At 42.1% G+C, this 19,686-nt stretch carries 16 protein-coding genes; all 16 read left to right on the top strand.

All coding sequences use genetic code 11. The features are described from left to right. The first annotated feature begins 74 nt into the window (after positions 1-74). The 16 genes from CLNEO_RS10605 to yfmH all read left to right on the top strand — a co-directional run bounded on the left by CLNEO_RS10605 (position 75) and on the right by yfmH (position 19,411). On the top strand, positions 75-1,745 hold the full coding sequence (locus tag CLNEO_RS10605; RefSeq protein WP_066088510.1) for a formate--tetrahydrofolate ligase: 1,671 nt from the start codon (positions 75-77) through the stop codon (positions 1,743-1,745). Positions 1,746-1,758: 13 nt separating this feature from the next. Further along, positions 1,759-2,616, top strand: coding sequence for a bifunctional 5,10-methylenetetrahydrofolate dehydrogenase/5,10-methenyltetrahydrofolate cyclohydrolase (locus CLNEO_RS10600; protein ID WP_066088507.1), 858 nt, complete (start codon positions 1,759-1,761; stop codon positions 2,614-2,616). A 15-nt stretch (positions 2,617-2,631) separates the two neighbouring features. Further along, a complete protein-coding gene (gene rimO, locus CLNEO_RS10595; RefSeq protein ID WP_066088505.1) occupies positions 2,632-3,990 on the top strand; it encodes a 30S ribosomal protein S12 methylthiotransferase RimO in 1,359 nt (452 codons plus the stop codon). Further along, positions 3,968-4,507 carry a CDP-diacylglycerol--glycerol-3-phosphate 3-phosphatidyltransferase gene (gene pgsA, locus CLNEO_RS10590; RefSeq protein ID WP_066088502.1) on the top strand — a complete coding sequence of 180 codons (540 nt, stop codon included), beginning with the start codon at positions 3,968-3,970 and terminating at the stop codon, positions 4,505-4,507. The genes rimO and pgsA overlap by 23 nt, the downstream gene beginning before the upstream one ends. 351 nt (positions 4,508-4,858) lie before the next feature. Further along, a complete protein-coding gene (locus tag CLNEO_RS10585; protein WP_066088499.1) occupies positions 4,859-6,100 on the top strand; it encodes a competence/damage-inducible protein A in 1,242 nt (413 codons plus the stop codon). Then, positions 6,090-6,968: a DMT family transporter gene (locus tag CLNEO_RS10580; protein WP_066088496.1), complete on the top strand. Its 879-nt coding sequence runs from the start codon at positions 6,090-6,092 to the stop codon at positions 6,966-6,968. The genes CLNEO_RS10585 and CLNEO_RS10580 overlap by 11 nt, the downstream gene beginning before the upstream one ends. Before the next feature lie 42 nt (positions 6,969-7,010). Then, on the top strand, positions 7,011-8,189 hold the full coding sequence (gene recA, locus CLNEO_RS10575) for a recombinase RecA (protein WP_066088493.1): 1,179 nt from the start codon (positions 7,011-7,013) through the stop codon (positions 8,187-8,189). 279 nt (positions 8,190-8,468) lie between these two features. Continuing rightward, positions 8,469-9,086 (top strand): RecX family transcriptional regulator, encoded by a 618-nt coding sequence (locus CLNEO_RS10570; RefSeq protein WP_066088491.1) that lies wholly within the window; start codon positions 8,469-8,471, stop codon positions 9,084-9,086. 20 nt (positions 9,087-9,106) lie between these two features. Beyond that, complete coding sequence (locus CLNEO_RS10565; protein WP_066088488.1) at positions 9,107-11,872, top strand: tetratricopeptide repeat protein; 2,766 nt, start codon at positions 9,107-9,109, stop codon at positions 11,870-11,872. A 129-nt stretch (positions 11,873-12,001) separates the two neighbouring features. Then, a complete protein-coding gene (rplU, locus tag CLNEO_RS10560; protein ID WP_066088485.1) occupies positions 12,002-12,307 on the top strand; it encodes a 50S ribosomal protein L21 in 306 nt (101 codons plus the stop codon). 2 nt (positions 12,308-12,309) lie between these two features. Then, complete coding sequence (locus CLNEO_RS10555; protein ID WP_066088483.1) at positions 12,310-12,642, top strand: ribosomal-processing cysteine protease Prp; 333 nt, start codon at positions 12,310-12,312, stop codon at positions 12,640-12,642. 3 nt (positions 12,643-12,645) lie between these two features. After that, entirely contained in the window at positions 12,646-12,936 is a 291-nt protein-coding gene (rpmA, locus tag CLNEO_RS10550; protein WP_066088480.1) for a 50S ribosomal protein L27, read from the top strand. Positions 12,937-13,417: 481 nt separating this feature from the next. Continuing rightward, positions 13,418-14,695 carry a GTPase ObgE gene (gene obgE, locus CLNEO_RS10545; RefSeq protein WP_066088478.1) on the top strand — a complete coding sequence of 426 codons (1,278 nt, stop codon included), beginning with the start codon at positions 13,418-13,420 and terminating at the stop codon, positions 14,693-14,695. 156 nt (positions 14,696-14,851) lie between these two features. Further along, positions 14,852-16,537, top strand: coding sequence for a sensor domain-containing diguanylate cyclase (locus tag CLNEO_RS10540; protein WP_066088475.1), 1,686 nt, complete (start codon positions 14,852-14,854; stop codon positions 16,535-16,537). 380 nt (positions 16,538-16,917) lie between these two features. Beyond that, on the top strand, positions 16,918-18,177 hold the full coding sequence (gene yfmF, locus CLNEO_RS10535; protein WP_066088472.1) for an EF-P 5-aminopentanol modification-associated protein YfmF: 1,260 nt from the start codon (positions 16,918-16,920) through the stop codon (positions 18,175-18,177). Next, a complete protein-coding gene (yfmH, locus tag CLNEO_RS10530) occupies positions 18,164-19,411 on the top strand; it encodes an EF-P 5-aminopentanol modification-associated protein YfmH (protein WP_066088469.1) in 1,248 nt (415 codons plus the stop codon). Before yfmF ends, yfmH begins: the two co-directional genes overlap by 14 nt. Positions 19,412-19,686: the final 275 nt, after the last annotated feature.

The following is a 19,686-nucleotide window of genomic DNA, read 5'->3' as shown; positions in this document are numbered from 1 at the left end:
GGACTGTCGGCTTTTTTATTTGCGGTTCAAGGCGTATGGAAACTGGTTTGAACAACGAAAGGAGTTTTTTAAACATGAAAACAGATTTACAAATTGCACAGGAATGCACAATGGAACCCATTACGGCCATTGCCGCAAAAGCAGGAATTCCCCAGGAATTCGTGGACTGCTATGGGAAGTATAAGGCAAAAATCAGCGACAAATATTATAATCAGATGAAAAACAATTCCAATGGGAAGTTGATTTTGGTAACCGCTGTAAACCCTACCCCTGCGGGAGAAGGAAAAACCACGGTGACCATTGGTTTGACGCAAGCATTGCAGAAACTTGGTAAAAATGCCATAACTTGTTTAAGAGAGCCATCTCTTGGTCCTTGCATGGGTGTAAAGGGCGGTGCCGCTGGCGGTGGTTATGCTCAGGTTGTTCCCATGGAGGAGATTAACCTGCATTTTACAGGAGATCTCCATGCCATTACTACGGCAAACAACCTTTTGGCGTCTATGGTGGACAATCATATTCAGCAGGGGAACGAATTAAATATTGACCCCAGAAAAATCACTTGGAAAAGGGTTGTTGACTTAAATGACAGACAGCTGAGAAATGTGATTTCCGGCTTAGGCGGCAAGGTAAACGGCGTTCCCCGTGAGGACGGCTTTCAGATTACCGTTGCTTCCGAAATTATGGCAATTTTCTGCTTGGCAAACGATTTAAAGCATTTAAAAGAGATGTTAGGGAAAATTATTGTTGGTTATACTTACAATGACGAGCCTGTAACAGCGAAGCAAATCGGTGCTGATGGTGCGATGACGGTTTTATTGAAGGATGCTCTCCAGCCTAACTTGGTACAGACATTGGAGCATACCCCTGCCATGATTCACGGTGGCCCTTTTGCGAATATTGCCCACGGCTGCAACAGCGTCCGGGCTACAAAACTAGGCCTGAAAATGGCAGATTATGTGGTGACGGAAGCAGGCTTTGGTGCGGATTTAGGAGCAGAAAAATTTTTTGATATCAAGTGCCGCAAAGCAGGGCTTCGGCCGGATGCCGTTGTTTTGGTTGCAACAATCCGTGCAATGAAATATAATGGTGGTATTGCCAAGGTGGATTTGAGCAATGAAAACGTTGAAGCGTTGAAAAAAGGCTTTGTAAATTTGGAAAAGCATATTGAAAATATACAGAAATTTGGCGTTCCAGTTGTGGTTACGTTGAACCATTTTGTTGCGGATACAGAGGCAGAGGTTGCCTTTGTTAAGGAACGCTGTGAAGCCATGGGCGCAACCTTTGCCATTGCCAGAGTTTGGGCAGAAGGCGGCGAAGGCGGACGGGCTTTGGCAGAAAAAGTATTGGAAACCTTGGAGACCAAGGAAAATAATTTTCATACCTTATATGATGACAGTTTAACCATTCAGGAGAAAATAAATTGTGTTTGCAAAGAGATTTACGGCGCAGGGAGTGTCAGTTTCTCAGGGGCGGCGAAAAAGACCTTGGCACAGATTGAACAGCTGGGCTTTGGGCATTTTCCTGTCTGCATTGCAAAAACACAATACTCCCTTTCAGATGATCCCAAGCTTTTGGGTCGTCCCGAGGGGTTTGAAGTAAACGTAAAAGAACTGAGAATTTCAGCAGGAGCAGGCTTTATTGTTGCCATGCTTGGGGATATTATGACCATGCCCGGCTTGCCAAAAAGACCTGCGGCTTTGGATATTGATATTGATGACGATGGAAACATCGTAGGACTATTCTAAGGAGTTGTGAATGATGACAGCACAATTGATTGATGGTAAGTTGATTTCGGCACAGATAAAAGAAGAAGCGGCGAAAGAAGCGGCACAGATTAAGGCGAAAGGTGTAAATCCTTGCCTTGTCGTTGTTTTAGTAGGGAACGATTCCGCTTCTCAGGTTTATGTGAATAACAAAAAAAAGGCATGCGAGGCCGTTGGCATTCGCTCTGTATCCTATGAATTGGGAGCAGATACAACGGAGGAAGAACTCCTTCATCTTGTTGCACAGTTGAACGCTGACGAAGCTGTTCACGGCATTTTGGTGCAAATGCCTTTGCCAATGCAAATCAACGAGGAGAAGGTAATCCTTGCCATTGATGCCAAGAAGGATGTGGACTGCTTTCATCCCATGAACGTGGGGTTGCTGCATACAGGGGGCAATGGCTTTTTGCCTTGTACACCGGCGGGGATTATTGAGTTAATCAAGCGCAGTGGGCATACCATCCAAGGGCAGAATTGTGTCATTATTGGAAGAAGCAATATCGTTGGTAAGCCTGTGGCCATGCTGTTGATGCAAGAAAATGGAACGGTGACCATTTGTCATTCAAAAACCCGTAATTTGGCGGAGGTTTGCCTTGGGGCAGACATTATCGTCTCTGCAACGGGGAAGGTGAACACCGTTACGGCAGATATGGTAAAGGCGGGTGCGGTGGTGATTGACGTAGGCATGAATCGCAACGAGGCAGGCAAGCTATGTGGTGATGTGGATTTTGATAAGGTAAAAGAAATTGCAGGGGCAATCACACCTGTGCCTGGGGGCGTAGGGCCGATGACCATTGCGATGCTAATGAAGAATTGTCTTGTGGCTGCAAAAATGCAGAACAACTTGATGTAATTTTGGGAGGTAAGCATGAAAGGAACCGTAGCATTCACTTCTTTAGGGTGTGACAAAAACAGAGTAGACAGCGAGGTTATGCTGGGCATATTGGCGCAAAATGGCTTTCAGGCCATTGCCGAGGAAGCGGAGGCGGATATTATCGTTGTCAATACCTGCTGTTTTATTAAGGATGCCTTAGAGGAAAGCATTGAAACCATTTTGGAGATGGCGGAATATAAAAAAACGGGCAAATGCAAAGGCTTAATCGTAGCTGGCTGTTTGGGTCAGCGCTATGAGAAGGAATTTTTCGAAGAATTGCCTGAGGTGGATGCAGTCATTGGTACAGCGGCCTATGAATCTGTGGCGGCGGTGGCGGCGGATATTCTAAAGGGAAAAACGGGCGAAAAATATTTAGAGGATATTGACCGTCCCATGGAAAATACCAATGGAAAATTGCGGATTCTTTCTACCGCTTCTTATTTTGCATATTTAAAAATTTCCGAGGGTTGCGATAATCATTGCACCTATTGCGTAATCCCGAAGTTGAGGGGGAAACATAGAAGCCGTACCATGGAAAGTCTTGTAGAAGAGGCAGAGGTATTGGCACAAAACGGTGTGAAGGAATTGGTGATTGTAGCCCAGGATACCTCCATTTACGGCAGGGATTTATACGGTGAACCGAAACTTCATGTTTTGCTTGAGGAATTGTCAAAAATAGATGGCATAGAATGGATTCGTCTGTTGTACTGTTATCCGGAAACTTTAACCAAGGAAACCATTGAGGTTATGGCAAAAAATAAAAAAATCTGTCATTATATTGATATGCCCATTCAGCATGGAAATGATGCCGTTTTAAAGCGCATGGGAAGAAAAAGCAATCAAGCCTTAATCAAAGAAAAGGTAGGGGCATTGCGTGGGGCGATGCCCGATATTGCCATTCGTACAACGCTGATTGTTGGGTTCCCTGGAGAAACGGAAGAAGAATTTCAGGACTTGGTTGATTTTGTGGAAGAAATGCGTTTTGACCGTTTGGGGGTATTTTCCTACTCTCAGGAGGAGGGCACACCGGCGGCAGCCATGGAAAACCAGATTGATGACGAGCTGAAAGAAGCCAGAAAAGAAACCATCATGGATATTCAAAAAAATATTGCCGCTTCTCTTTGTGAAAAAGAGGTGGGCAAGGTGGTACAGGTTTTGGTGGAAGGCAAGCTGCCCGAGGAAAATATTTATTGCGGCCGTACCCGCAGGGATGCCCCGGATATTGATGGGTTGGTGTTTTTAACTGCTGAGGAGGAAATTTATTCCGGTGATTTTGTAACGGCAAGAATCCGTGAAGCGGGAGACTATGATTTGATGGGAGATGTGATTTATGCAGAAGAATCTACCGAATAGACTAACAATGCTTCGGGTGATTTTAATTCCGGTATTTTTATTGGTACTGTTTTTTGCGCCTGCGCCCATGAATCGCTATGTTGCCGTTGCCATTTTTATTGTTGCTTCGCTAACGGATTTTTTGGACGGATACCTTGCAAGAAAGTGGAATTTAGTTAGTAATTTCGGTAAGTTTATGGATCCCTTGGCGGATAAGCTTTTGGTCATGGCGGCGCTTGTGTCCATGGTTCAGCTGGGGGATTTGGCCAGCTGGGTGGTTATTATTATTTTAGCCCGTGAATTTGCCATAACAGGCTTTCGCACCCTTGCCATGGAGGCGAATATCGTCATGGCGGCTAGCTGGTGGGGGAAGGTAAAAACCACAGTGCAGATGCTTATGATTATTGTGGTGCTGTTGGAGTTACCCTTTGCTGGCGTTACTATCGTTGAAAAGCTTTTAATCGGCTTGGCAGTATTTTTTACCATCCTCTCGGGAGTGGATTATATTATGAAAAATAAGCAGGTATTAAAGGGCTGAAGACCTTGGGCTTTGCCCAAACCCAATTGCTTTTTGTAAAAAGCAAGAGCAAAAACTTTTATATAAACCGCATATATATGCGGTTTAAGGGGACTATTGGGAATCATAAGTGATAGACCTTGGGGTGTTGCGCAAGCAAGCCTGAAAACTTTAATCAAACCCTATGAATATGCAGTTTAAGACGGGTCAAGGGTGAAACCCTTGTGGGTGGTTGAGGGCAAAGCCCTCAAGGTCTTGACTTTAAAGAGCAGAGATGCTCTTTTTTTTCTTTCCAAAAAGACTTGGAAATTTCCCGTAAAAAGAATACAATAAGAACAGAATGTGTTAAAACATAGGATAAGGAGGCGCAATATGAAAGCAGAAATTTTAGCAGTAGGAACAGAACTGCTGCTTGGAGATATTTTAAATACCAATGCACAGTACTTAGCTAAGGAGTTGGCGGCGTTGGGTATAGAGGTATATTATCAAACGGTGGTGGGGGATAACCCCAAAAGATTGGAGGATACCCTCTATCATGCTTTTTCCAGAGCAGACTTGGTGATTACCACAGGTGGCTTGGGGCCAACGGAGGACGATCTTACAAAGGAAACAGCGGCAAAATATTTCGGAGAGCCCCTTGTTTTGGATGAAAAGGCTTTGACCCAGATTCAAGTGTTTTTTGATCGCATCGGCAGAACGATGACAGAAAACAACAAAAAGCAGGCATTTGTTCCGGAAAATAACAGTGTCATAATGTATAATCCAAACGGAACCGCACCGGGAATCATCATAGAAAAAGAGGGTAAAATTATCATTATGCTGCCAGGCCCCCCAAAAGAGGTTGTGCCCATGTTTGAAAATCAGGCAAAGCCCTATCTTGCAAAAAAACAGGAGTATACCTTTATATCCAGAATTTTGCGCGTGGCAAGTGTTGGTGAGAGCGCCATGGAAGTGATGGTAAAGGATCTTATCGATGCCCAAACAAACCCCACCATTGCCCCCTATGCAAAGGAGGGGGAGGCACTTTTGCGCATTACCGCAAAGGCAAAGGATGAAGAAGAAGCAAACCGCCTAATTGATCCCGTTGCGGCGGCATTACAGGAGCGATTGGGGAAAGCTGTTTATGCTGAGGGCGAAACCAATATGGAAACGGAGGTAGCCAAGCTTTTGGTAGCACAGAAAAAAACCATCGCTGTTGCGGAATCCTGCACAGGCGGGGAGATTTCCTCTCAATTGGTACGCTATCCCGGTATTTCAGAGGTATTTTTGGAGGGTTGTGTAACCTATACCAATGAGGCGAAGATAAAGCGTTTGGGCGTTTTGGAGGAAACCCTTGCAAAATTTGGTGCTGTGAGCAAAGAAACAGCATTAGAAATGGCAGAAGGTATTGCCAAAACTGCGGGAGCAGAAATCGGCATTGCAACCACAGGTATTGCAGGGCCAGACGGTGGCTCTGAGGACAAGCCGGTTGGATTGGTTTATATGGGAATTTATCATAATGGAGTGGTGGAAGCAAAAGAGTTCCATTTTGCGGGGGACAGAAACAAAATTAGAGATCGCGCAACCTTCCAGGCTTTAGACTGGCTAAGGAGAAAATTGCAGTATGAGAAATAAGGGAGATTGGATGCTTTTGACCGCCGCAATGGTTGGTGGTGGTGGGTTCATCGGGGCGAAATATCTTTTGGATTGGGGCTATACGCCTTATCAGGTGATGTTGGGCAGATTTTTGATTGCTACCATGTGTTTAAGCTTGATTTATTATAAAAGATATAGAAAAATAACGAAGAACGAATGGAAAACAGGTGGCATTTTAGGTGTACTGCTAGCGGTTACCTTTGTATTGTTAACGGTTGGCCTGTATTATACAACACCGTCTGTCAATGCGTTTTTATGCAACACGCAAGCGGTAATCGTTCCTATTATTTGCTGGGTGGTTTTGGGGCAGAGGCCAATGGCTAGCTGCTTTGTAGCGGCAATTTTAACTTTTTTGGGCGTGGGACTTCTTTCTATAACAGAGGGTTTTGGGATTGATTTAGGTGCAATTTTGTCCTTTGGAGCATCGGTAGCATTTTCCCTGCAAATGGCTTTCATGGGGAAAGCTGTTCGGGAGTGTGATCCCATAAATATTGCACTGGTGGAGCATTTAACGGTAGCGGTCATTGCCGGCATTATTGTGGCAGCAACGGGAATACATATGCCGCCGTTAAATAAATTGTCGATGGGAAGTTTTTTGTTTGTGGGAATATTTTGTACAGCGGTATATTTTATACTGCAATCTGTGGGGCAAAAGTATACTTCCGCCAATAAAACCGCAATTATTATCACCTCTGAGTCTATCTTTGCCGCGATTATATCAGTCTTGTTTTATGGCGAACGCATGGGTTGGCGTGGATTTTTGGGGTGTGCAATGATATTTGGCGCAATGCTATTGGCAGAAAAGCCAATGGGAAAAACAGTTGACACAACGGAAAAAATAAGTTAACATAAGAACATTAGTTCCTTGCTTAGAGAGGGTGGATGCAAATTGGCAAAGAAGGATGAATCAAAAAAAGATGATATTAGATTTGAGGATAAGGATAAGGCATTGTCAGCAGCGTTGGGCTATATTGAGAAGCAATTTGGTAAGGGTGCGGTGATGAAGCTTGGCGACAGCAGCCGCCAGATGAATGTGGAGGTTACACCGACAGGATCATTGAGCCTGGATGTGGCACTGGGCGTTGGTGGCATACCCAAGGGTAGAATTATAGAAATATATGGGCCGGAATCTTCCGGTAAAACAACGGTTGCCCTTCATATGGTTGCAGAGGTGCAAAAAAGAGGGGGCATTGCGGGTTATATTGATGCCGAGCATGCCATGGACCCTGTGTATGCAAAGGCTTTGGGTGTAAATATTGATGAGTTATATATCTCCCAGCCCGATAATGGGGAGCAGGCTTTGGAAATCGCTGAAACGATGGTGCGTTGCGGGGCCATTGATATTGTCATTGTAGACTCTGTTGCGGCGCTGGTTCCCAAGGCGGAAATTGAGGGCGAAATGGGAGATTCCCATGTTGGTTTGCAAGCCAGATTAATGAGCCAGGCTTTAAGAAAGCTTACGGGTATTACAAATAAATCAAAGTGTACGGTGGTTTTTATTAATCAGTTGAGAGAAAAAATCGGCGTTACTTATGGCAACCCTGAAACAACCACCGGTGGACGGGCATTAAAATTTTATTCCTCTGTTCGTATTGACATCAGAAAGGCGGATGTACTGAAACAAGGAACAGAGCTGGTGGGAAACAGAACAAAGGCTAAAATTGCCAAAAACAAGGTTGCACCACCTTTTAAAGTAGCTGAGTTTGATATTGTTTATGGCCAGGGTATCTCAAAGGAAGGGGATATTTTGGATTTGGCTGCGGAGGTAGACATTATAAATAAAAGTGGTTCTTGGTATTCCTATAAGGAAACAAGAATTGGGCAGGGACGAGAAAATGCAAAGCAGTTTTTAAAAGAAAACCCTGATACTTGCTTAGAGGTTGAAAATACGGTAAGAGAGCATTATGGCTTACCGGCCTTGGCGGCAACAAAGGATATAGAGGGACAAGAAACACAAGAAAAGCAGAAAACGCAGAAAGCCCAGAAAACCAAGGGGATTCAGGAAATTGAAAGAATACATGAAGACCAAGGGGATTCGTCTGCCGTGGAGGAAATGGATTTGGAATAAGGGGAACCGGCTATGGAAAGATAGCAAAAGGCTGAAGGCAAAGTCAAATTCTTGAGGGCTTTGCCCTCAAACACCCACAAAGGTTTTGGGTTACTCACTTTTGCCTCCCCAAAGTCGGCTTCATCGTCTGTCCTGTCTTGGTCAGTGAGGAGGCAACGCCCAAGGGTTGTCTACGTTTTGCGGCTATCGAAAGATAGCCGATTTTTATCGTTAACAATTGTCATAGTGTGTGTAAAAAGAGTATGCTATAATAATAAAAAATCAAGGAGAAGATCCAAAATGCTGGTTACAAAAATTATTCCTCAAAAAAGAGATACCACCAAATATAATATTTATATGGACGGAGAGTATGTTTTTGCCCTTCCTGCCCAAGACATGGAATATTTTAATATTAAGGAGGGGAAGGAGGTATCTGAAAAAACCGTAAATTTTATTCAAAAAAGCTTGATTTATATCCAGGCACAAGATAAAGCCCTGCATTTTATTGGGTACAAAATGCGCACAGAAAAAGAGGTAAGACAAAAGCTTACTGAAAATGGTTTTACGGATGAAATAACTGATGAGGTAATCAATTTTTTAATCAAATACAAATATATTGATGATAGACAATATGCACAAAAGTACATAAAAGAACGTTTGCGTTTCAGTCCAAGAGGTGCGTATGCACTACAAATGGAGCTTTTGCAAAAAGGAATTCCGGTGGAATTTTGCAAAGAGGCATTGCTGCAGACGGATTTTTCCGAAATAGAGGACGCATTGAGGTGGTTGGAGAAAAAAACAAGAGGGCAGTGGCCTCCTGATGAAAAAAAGAGGAAGCAGCTTTATGGCTTTTTGCAGCGAAAGGGCTATTCCTATGGTGTGATTAAGGATGCTTTTGAAAAAATGGATCAAGAATAGGCAAAATAGGGTGTGGTGGCATGAGTTTTCATTTGGCTGAAATAAAACAGCTGCGGAAAAATTTTATTGAATTATATAAAGATGGTGACTTTAAAAAGGCCTTATTCCTTGGAAAATATCTATTGGAAATTTTTAAAAAAAATGGATATGAGGAATGTCCAGGGATAGCAGAAGACACGCATAATGTTGCGGTTATTTTTGATGAGTTGGGGATGTATGATAAAGCTGCAGAATACTATCATCAGGCGGCAGCCTTGAAAAAAGCCCGTTACGGGGAGTCGTCCTCCTTTGTAGATACATTAAACAACTTGGCTGTTTGTTATAATAATTTGGGGCGGCACGAGGAGGCCTTGAAACTGCTTATACAGGTATTGGCGGTGCGGGAGAATAAGCAGGAGCAAGTTGACATCATGTATGCGTTATGCAACCTGGGCAACACCTGTGCAGCCATGGAGCGATATGATCAGGCCGAGAAATATCTTAATCAGGCGTTGGAAAAAATGCGCAGCTGTAAGACAATACAAGTGATGGATGTGGCAGATATTCATGGGTCTATGGCGCGGTGCTGCGAAAAAAAAGGAAATTACAAAAAGGCGATTTTTTGCTATGAGCTTGCTTTGGATATTATTGAAAAAAAGCAAGGAAAGCAGAGTCTTTGCTATATAATTCATGCGATGTCTTTGGCTTTCGTGTGCGAAAAAGCGGAGTTTAAGGGGCTTGCTGTGGAATATTTTGAAAATGCCATGGTGGTACGCAGGAAGTTATTTCCCCATGGGAATTTGGATTATGTAAATAACTTGAGTTACCTTGCCGACCTTTGCTGTAAGGATGGGCAGATGGATAAGGCTTTAAAACTGCGCGAAACCGCTCTGGAGGTTGTGGAGCAGGTATTTGGGCAGGAACATTTATTATATGCTGATATTCTAGGGATGATGGCGTTAGATTTTTCGGCCAAAAGGGATTTTTCAAAGGCCTTGGAATACGGCCAAAGGGCTTTGGAAACAAAGCAAAGATCAACACCTAAAGAGGATATTCAAATTGCAAAAGCCTATATGATTTTGGGCGATATTTCTGTTGAAATGAAAAATTGCTGGCAGTCATTAACCTATTATGAAGGCGCAATTGATATTCTCGATGGGGATGTTGATGGAAAACAGATTGCTTTTGCTGATCTTTGGTACAAAATTGGAAAATTATTTGATACACAAGGTGCTTATGAAGCAGCAGCTTTTACTTATGAGATTGCCTTAAAGATAAGGAGATCACTTTTTGCTATAAATCAAGAGGGTGACATTTACTTGCTGAAGGCACTTGCAAAAATGCGGCAGAAGCAGGAAAAATATTTAGAAGCAGTACTTACTTGCATGGAAATGGAACGGATTGCAAAGAGACTTTATGGTGAGGAGCATCCCAAGTATGCCTTGGCGCTAAAGCAGCTGGGGATTATGTATCAAAAGTCAGGAGATTTGACTGCTGCTGCAAAATGCTTGAAGGAAGCTTTGATGATTCAAAAAGTGGCGTTGGATGAGGATAACCCTAATTACATTAAAACCTTAGACGCTTTTGCGGGGGTCTGTTATGACCGGGGAGATTTTAGCCTTGCAATTCAGCTTCACAAGGAACGTAATGATGGTAATTTTGAAGAAACTGCCGAGGAACAAAGAGAGGCAGCCTGCACACTGTTGGCAATTGGTAACTGCTTTTTGAATTTAAGGGAGCCTGGAAAGGCGAAGGCGTATTTATCTGAGGCGGAGGGGAAATTGCTAAGAAGCCACTTGTTGCCAAACGAAAAATATAGGCACCTAAAGGAAATATATTTGGCTGGCGAAAAGGGTTGTTTGCCATGTGGTAAACCAGAAAGAAGGCGCATGCGCAATGGAGAACGTCAGTGTTTGGAGGAAACCATCTCTTTTTTAATGCAGTTTTATAAAAGAAAAAACAAAAATTTGGAGGAGGAAAATATCAGGAAAACATTTGCCGCCTTTTTGCTGGGAGAAACATACCATAGGCTTGGACAAAAAGAGGAAGCAATTTATTGGTATACCATAGCAGAAAAGGGTGCCGAGGCAGAGTATTATGTGCGGGCATGTATCCGATTGGGCGAGGCTTACTGGGCGTACGGAGAAGATGAAAAAGCATTCCAAAAGTTTACTAACGTAAAGGAATATATTGGGGAATACGGCGATAAGGATTCGTTGGAATACTGTCGAGTTTTAGGATGTATTGGAGATTATTTTTACAAAAAGGGCAGCAAAGAAACGGCTCTGGGTTTTTATCTTTTATGGAAACATCTTTATATGGAACTGGAGTTGCCAATTTGCGTATGGTATGATGACAGATTAGAAAAAGTTGGGAAAATCTTAGCGGATTTTGGAAGATATAAGGAAGCTGTGGAGATGTATTATTTATTGTCAGTTTCCATTCGAAACCGGGAGGGTGAAACTGCCAAGTATGGCAGGCTGCTTTTTCGGATTGCCGCACTTCAGATTCAAGTTGGGAATCATAAGGAAGCGGAAATCATGCTGGATCATGTTTTGATTTTGACCGGAAAAAATGGCATTACAACGGAAGGCTTTGGGAAAGCATGTGATAAAGCGGGACGACTATATAGCTTAGCAGGCTTGGATGAAAAGGCATTGGAAGCATTGAAATTGGCATATGAGGAGAACCTGCGAGGGAAAAAATGCATGACAAAGGAAGGGCTGCAACTTTTTTGTGAGCTTTTATGGAAAAAAGGCGATAATACGGCGTATTTTTCCGTGAAAAATGGGCGTGAAATAGAATAGTTTTTGTTGACAGTTTTTTTTAGCTGTGATACTATATTGTAGTATGTTCAGCCGCACGGAGAGGTTTTAAAATCAGAGGATGGCTTTGATTACCGTATTCGGCGAGTAAATTGCGAGGAGGTGTTCAATATGTACGCAATTATAGAAACAGGTGGAAAGCAGTACAAGGTAGCTGAAGGTGATATCATCACAGTTGAGAAGTTAGGCGTTGAAGCGGGCCAGGATTTTACATTTGATAAGGTTATTGTTTTGGCAAAAGACGGTGATGTTAAGGTAGGCGCTCCTTATGTTGAAGGTGCTGCTGTTACGGCTTCTGTTCTTGGCGATGGTAAGGCAAAAAAGGTTATTGTATATAAGTACAAACCCAAAAAAGGCTTCCACAAGAAAAGAGGTCATAGACAACCTTTTACAAAATTACAGATCAAATCTATCTAATTATGATAAACGCTATTATTTATCGTAAAGACGGAAAAATCTGCGGAGTTGAGTTAACCGGTCATGCAGGCTATGCAAAAGCAGGCGAGGATATTGTTTGTTCTGCCGTTTCTGCATTGACACTAAACACCATAAATGCCATTGAGCATTTTACGGAAATTCCATTTCGCTGCGAGGCGGATGAAAAAAAAGGCGGTTTTCTCAAAGTCCTTTTCCCTTTAGAGGGTATGGCAGACCATGATACCCAGCTTTTATTGCAAACGTTGGAAATGGGTTTGTCCGCAATAGAGACGGAATATAATCGGTATTTTACTTTGAATGATAAGGAGGTGTAAGGGATGTTTAGATTAAACCTTCAGTTCTTCGCGCATCATAAGGGCGGCGGTTCCACAAAGAATGGTCGTGACTCTAATGCGAAAAGACTTGGCGCTAAACGTGCAGATGGTCAGTTTGTATTGGCTGGCAATATCTTATATACACAAAGAGGCACTAGGATTCACCCCGGCATCAATGTTGGTAAAGGCGGCAACGACACTTTATTTGCTTTGGTTGACGGTCGTGTGAGATATGAAAGAAAAGGTAGAGATAAAAAACAGGTTTCTGTTTACCCTATCGAAATCGCTGAATAAGAATTGCGAAGGCTTCAAATGATACCATTTGAAGCCTTTTTCGTGAAAAGCAAAAAAATGCGTTTGCTTTTGACGAAAAAGGTGAAAGCTTTAGAAGGAATGGAATAAAAAATTACTGTTTCGTAAAAATGTATATTTTTGCATCAGAGCATAGACAAACCTTGGGCGTGGCCCAAACCCGCTTGATTTTTGTAAAAAGCAAGACCAAAAACCTCTATGGAACCCTCATTCTATGCGGGTTCAGGTTGGTCAAGGGTGCAACCCTCGTAGATGTTTGAGGGCAAGGCTTTCAAGATTTTGACTTTGTCTTCAAACTGACAAAAATGCATATTTTTGCATATAAAGTTTCGGTCAAGCACTTTTGCTCCGCAAAAGCTGCAAGTTTGCAAGGTTCGGGACTGCGTCCCGAGAACTTGTTTTTTGGTTTGGGACTGTGTCCCGAGAACTTAGGTTTTGGTAAATAATAAAGAGGTGAAAGAGAATGTTTGTAGATAGAGTCAAGATTCACGTCAAAGGTGGCAACGGCGGGAACGGTATGGTTTCTTTTTTTAGAGCAAAATATATTACCCACGGCGGCCCCGACGGCGGTGACGGCGGTAAAGGCGGCAGCGTGATTTTTATTGGGGATGAGGGCTTAAATACGCTCATGGATTTTCGCTATAAAAGGGTATTTAAAGCCCAAAACGGCGAGGACGGCGGAAAGCGCAACTGCTTTGGAAAAGATGGAGAGAATATCATCATTCGTGTACCTGTGGGAACTGTAATCCGCGAGGCACAAAGCGGTAAGGTTATGGCGGACATTAATAAAGCGGGAGAAGAAAAAATATTGATCCTGGGCGGAAAGGGCGGCAAGGGCAATCAGCACTTTGCAACACCCACCAGACAGGCTCCAAGATACGCGGAAAGAGGCCGTACCTCCAAGGAATATGATGTAATTTTAGAATTAAAATTAATTGCTGATGTTGGACTGATTGGCTTCCCTAACGTGGGAAAATCCACACTGCTTTCTATGGTAACAAATGCAAATCCCAAAATAGCAAATTATCATTTTACCACACTCTCCCCTAATTTGGGGGTAGTGCAAGGCAGATTTGGCGATAGCTTTGTTTTGGCGGATATTCCCGGTTTGGTGGAGGGCGCCAGCGAAGGCATTGGCTTGGGTCATGAATTTTTGCGTCATGTGGAAAGAACGAAGGTGTTTATCCATGTTGTGGATGCGGCGGGCGTAGAAGGCGACGATCCTGTGGAAAACGTGGGTAAAATCAACCGTGAATTGGAGGAATATAATTCTGAATTATTAAAGCGTCCCCAGGTGATTGCTGCAAATAAAACGGATATTCCTGAGGCGGCGGAAAATGTGCTGCGCTTAAAAGAAGTTTATGAAAAAGAGGGTTTCCAAGTGTTCCCGATTTCTGCGGCAACGAATAAAGGTTTGGATGAACTGCTTTCAGCAGTTGCAGCCATTTTGAGGGACTATCCCGAAGATATTATTTTCGAGGAAGAATACGAGGAATATGATGAAGTTGCTGTAGATATAGAGCCGTTTACCATAGAAGAAGTAGAGAATGGTTATTTTGTTGTAACCGGTGTTGGTGTGGAAAAAATGATTGGCTATACCAATATTGAAACGGAAAAGGGTTTTGCTTTTTTCCAGAAATATTTAAAGGAAAAAGGTATTATTGAGGCGCTGGAAGAAAAAGGAATACAGCAAGGCGATACAGTACGAATTTATGATTTAGAATTTGAATTCTGGAATTAAAAAGCTTTTCATGTACACCCTAGGGAAATTACATTTCGCTGGGGTGTTTTTTTGTCGATTAAGTACGAAATGTTTCTGTACAAAATTACCTTATTTTTATAAATTTTTACTTTAAAGCATATATAATTAAAGTATAAAGATAAGGAGACATTACTGATGAAAAGAAAACATTTCGTTTTTATACTTTATATGGCAGTAATAGCGGTATTTTTATTTGTATGCGCTTATGCAATCGGTTTTTTACATAATGACACCAGTGAAGCACAATACAAAAAAACAGCGAATATCAATGAAGGCTGGAGGTTGAAGGATGAGGACACAACCGATCCTATTGGGAATTTACCCAAAGTGGTTTCAGCTGCAAAGGCAGGGGGGACGCTTTTTCGTCAGTTGCCAGAAAATTTAGAAAGGGGCTCCATACTGGCGTTTGAAAATCGCTTTCAGGATGTGCGGGTTAATATTGATGGAAAGGAGCGTTATTCCTATAACGGATTACTTCCGAATGTAAATCGGCGCCTAAATACCAATTTTTTTTGCATGATTCATTTAGATGCGGAAGATAGCGGAAAGATAATTGAGGTTACCTTTCGTTCTCCTTCAAATCAAAAAAGCATTGCCCTGCCCATATTTACAATTGGGACGGAAATGGAAATATTTTTGGAGTTTTTCCGATTAGATATTGTAACACTGGTTTTTTCGGGAATTATGATTTTCTTTTCCGTTTTGTTTTTGGCAATTTTTATACGGGAAAGGTGTAGCAAGGGTGAAAACTGTGCAATACTAGCCCATTCGGCAATCTTAATGGCGTTAAGCGGTATTTGGTCCATTGCGAATTCTTCCGCTGTTCATTTGTGTGCATATAATGATATGCTGCTGTCTTATCTTTCTTTTCACTCGTTTATGCTGTTGCCTGTTGTAATCCCTATTTTTTATTGTGACATACTTGAGGTGCATAAAAAATTTTTATATCGATTGTCTTGTGGGGCATCCTTAAATTTTATCATGCAAAATGTATTCTTTTTTAGCGGTAAATTTCAATATATTGAAATGATGCCAATTTCTTTTATTGTGTTCCTGTTTACAATTTTTGCGTTAGCTGGAATATCCATACGAGAGTTTGTAAAAAAAGATTCTACTTATACTGGGGGATTTTTGATTGCAACTGCTGTGTTTGGGGGATTTTTTACTTTAGATGTTTTTCGTTTTTTTTATTATCGTCCCTCAGACAATGCAATGTTTTTTCGATATGGCGTTTTGGCTTTTATCGTAATTGTTTTTTGGATTTTTGCAAAGCGCATGCTATGCTATGTTGAGGTTGAGGTTGAAAATCGGGTCTATAAGGAGCTGGCGCTAAGGGATGTTTTAACCCATTTGCCAAACAGAACTGCCCTTGAAAAGCGGATAAAAGGCCTAGAGGAAGATGGAAAAGTTTGTAATTTTTTTACCGTCATATTAATGGATGTGAATGGACTAAAACCTGTGAATGACAAAAGCGGGCACGGGGCAGGGGATCGACTTTTGTGCGAGGCAGCAAGAAGTATTAAGGAGGCCTTTCCGGAGGAAATGGATGCATGGTATCGCCTGGGTGGGGATGAATTTGTAGTATTAATGACGGAAACAGAGCTGGATAATGAACAGTGTCAGCAAAGGCTTTTAATGGCTACAGAAAAATGGAAAAATGAGGATTATGGGCCAATTTCCATTTCTTGCGGCAGCAAAACTGAAAAAAATTTTAAAATAACAAGAGAAGCAGTGGGGCAGGTGATGCACGAAGCGGATCAAATGATGTATAGACACAAAATCTTATATTATCAAAAAAAAATGAACAAAAAGACAGTTTAAAGCCGCAACGCAGAAAGACCTTGGTTGTTGCCCAAACTCCCTTGTTTTTTGGTAAAGCAAGATCATAACTTTTATGAAATTTGTATTCTATACGGATACAAGCGAGTTCACGATGAAACCATCGAGGGTGTTTGAGGGCAAAGCCCTAAAGGTTTTGACTTTGTATACAGTCTTGGTTTAATCACAATTTTTTTGAAACGATTGCTTATAAATTAGGTTTTAACAAGAATAAAACGTGTAGGAATACGGGTCGTAGGCTTACACGTTTTTTTGTTGTAATTTTTTGGAGGGTGTGCTTACGAATTAAAATTTGGCGTACACTGCTTATTTTTGCTTCTTTGGGAAAGAATAACGCAAAACGAAGAATTTGAGGTGATTTTATGTATTCCTTGGAGAGAAACACCCCGAGATGCAGAATTTTTTGGTTGGATGGGAAAAAGTTTAAAACAAATTTATTGGTGCTTTTTTTTGATTTGCCTTTAAAGCGTGAGACTGCCACACAAACGGCATTGTTGGCTGAGGTATTGAAGGAGGGTTGTAAGCCTTATCCTGATGCCCGTGAAATTGCCATTGCGACAGAGGAGCTGTATGGTGCTTTGTGGGACATATCCATTGTAAAAAAGGGCGATAGGCAGCTGCTGTTGTTTTCCATAGAATCAGCAAAGGTGGTACCGGTGGAGGATGCCATTGGGTTTATAAAGGCCTTGGTGGTGGAGCCCCTTGTAGAGAACGATGCTTTTTTAGATGAAGTGGTGAAACGGAAAAAAGAGATTTTGGCAAAGCGGCTGGCAGCCTTAAAGGATGATAAACGTGGATATGCCCAAAAAAGGTGCTTAGAGGAGGCGGCAAAGGATACGCCGGTAGAAATTTCTGCCGACGGATACGCTGAGGACTTAGATCAGATTGATGGAAAGATGTTGTATAAGCATTATTGCAACATTATGGAGCGGGGAACAGTAAAGGTATTTTTTTGCGGGGATGAAGGGGAAAAAAGGAAGGTTACCGCATTTCGAAAACTTTTTCAAGGCGGCGAGCATTTATCAGGTTTTGTACAGGGGGAAGGTTTGCCCAAGGGTGAGCCTGCTTTTATAAAAGAGCATACACCCATGGAACAGGCAAGATTATTAATGGCATTTGATACAAAAGCACAATGGGGGGAGCGCAGCTTTGCCACATTGCTGGTGTTAAATCAGCTTTTTGGCGGTGACCCGGACTCCATACTTTTTCAAAGCCTGCGGGAACGAGATGGCCTTTGCTATGACATAAAATCCTATCTCTATCCTCTAACGGGTTTTTTATTTGTTCAAACAGGAATTAAGGCACAGGATGCAAAACAATCAGCAGTGGGAATTTTGAAGGCACTGGAGGAACTGAGTGAGGCGAAGGTGGGGGCTAAAAAGTTGGAGGAGGCAAAAAACGGAATAATACGACAATATCAAGCCATCGCCGATCAGCCTTGGAGCATGGTGGATTTTTCGGTGGAACAGGTTTTGGTGGAAGGAGAACGGGGGTTGGATGCATTTTTGGCTCGTGTTCAAGAGGTGACGGTGGAAGATGTATGCCGCATGGCAAACAGAGCTGTTTTAAGAACCATTTATTTGTTAAGCGGTAAGGAGGCGAAGCAAAATGAAGGAAACTGATACGAAAAAAAACGGAACGGTTTGGGCGAAAATGGCATCGGGAGCGGATTTTTATTTTATCCCTATGCCAAATTACGGAGAGAAGGCGGCAGCCATTGTGGTGAAGGCAGGTTCTGACTTTTTGGCTTGTAACAGTCCCAAGGAGGAAAAGCCTGTAAAATTTCCCGAGGGTACGGCACATTTTATTGAACACAGGCTTTTTCGACAAAGATGGGGCGATGCTTTTGCGGCATTTAGCAAGCAAGGGGCATCTGCCAATGCGTTTACCGATGCCCAAAAGACGGTATACTATTTTAGCTGTCAGGAAAACTTTTTTGAAAATTTGAGGCTGCTTTTAAGCTTTGTACAAAACCCATATTTTTTGGAGGAGGAAACGGAGCAGGAAAAAAGCATTATTGAAAGCGAAATTACCATGTATGATGATACGCCCAGTTGGCGGGTATATTATCAGCTTTTACAGGCCATGTATCATAGGCATCCCATAAGAAATCCTATTGCCGGCAACCATAAAACGATGAAGGAAATTAACCATAAGCTTCTTCAACAGGCATATGACTGTATGTATACAACCAATCGGTTCAGCTTGATTTGTGCTGGAGATATTTCGGCGCGAAAAATTATTGAAGCCGCCGAAATGATAAAAAAGAGTAAGCCCGGTGAAAAACCCCTTTTTGAAAGGGAGCCTGAAGAAATTAAGGAAAGCTATACGGAAGGAAAACTGGGCATCAGCAGGCCTATTTTTCAAATCGGCTTTAAAATGATGCCAATGACAAAGGATGTTTTACGGCAACGTATTTTAATGAATATTTTAATGGATATCTTAGTAGGAGAAAGCAGTGCTTTTTATCATGAGGCGTATACAAAAAAATATTTGGATGAGCCTTTGGGCAATGCTTATTTTTCCGGAGAAGGCTATGCTTTTTGTGCTTTCGCTGGAAGCGGAGAGCAAAGCAAGGAAGTTAGCGAGCTTTTATTGCAGCATTTGGAAATCTTACGCAAAGAGGGCGTTGGCAAGGAAGATTTCTCCAGAATTCGAAAAAAACAAATCGGCTATTTTATTCGTCAGAGTCAGTCAGTTTCGGGCATGCTTATGGGACAAATTGAGTGGGCCATGGATGATACACCGGCGGGTGAGGCGTTTCGTATGATGAAAGCTGTAAGGAAAAATGAGGTTGACGATCTTTTGCGCAGGGAGCTTATGAAGGAAAAAATGGTTCTTTCGGTCATTCGTTAGATAGGGGTATTCATTTTCAAAAACAGAAATTTTCCATGTTTGAAAATATAAAATTTACCCTTAAAAAGCCCAATTGTTTTATTTGCTTTGCATTCGTTGCAAGGCTCAACAATTTGGGTTTTTTATATTGTAAAAGTTATTTGCAAAACATTTTTATTTGAAATGGACCAATTTTCAACCTTTCTTTCATTCATAGAAAATTTCTACAAAAAATAAAATTTTGTGGCGAAAAAAACATAAGTAACCTAAAAACAAGCAATGTGGCGCTTTTGAGG

It is taken from the genome of Anaerotignum neopropionicum, assembly GCF_001571775.1.
Classification (GTDB): Bacteria; Bacillota; Clostridia; order Lachnospirales; family Anaerotignaceae; genus Chakrabartyella; species Chakrabartyella neopropionicum.
This window is presented reverse-complemented; position numbering and strand designations above follow the sequence as displayed.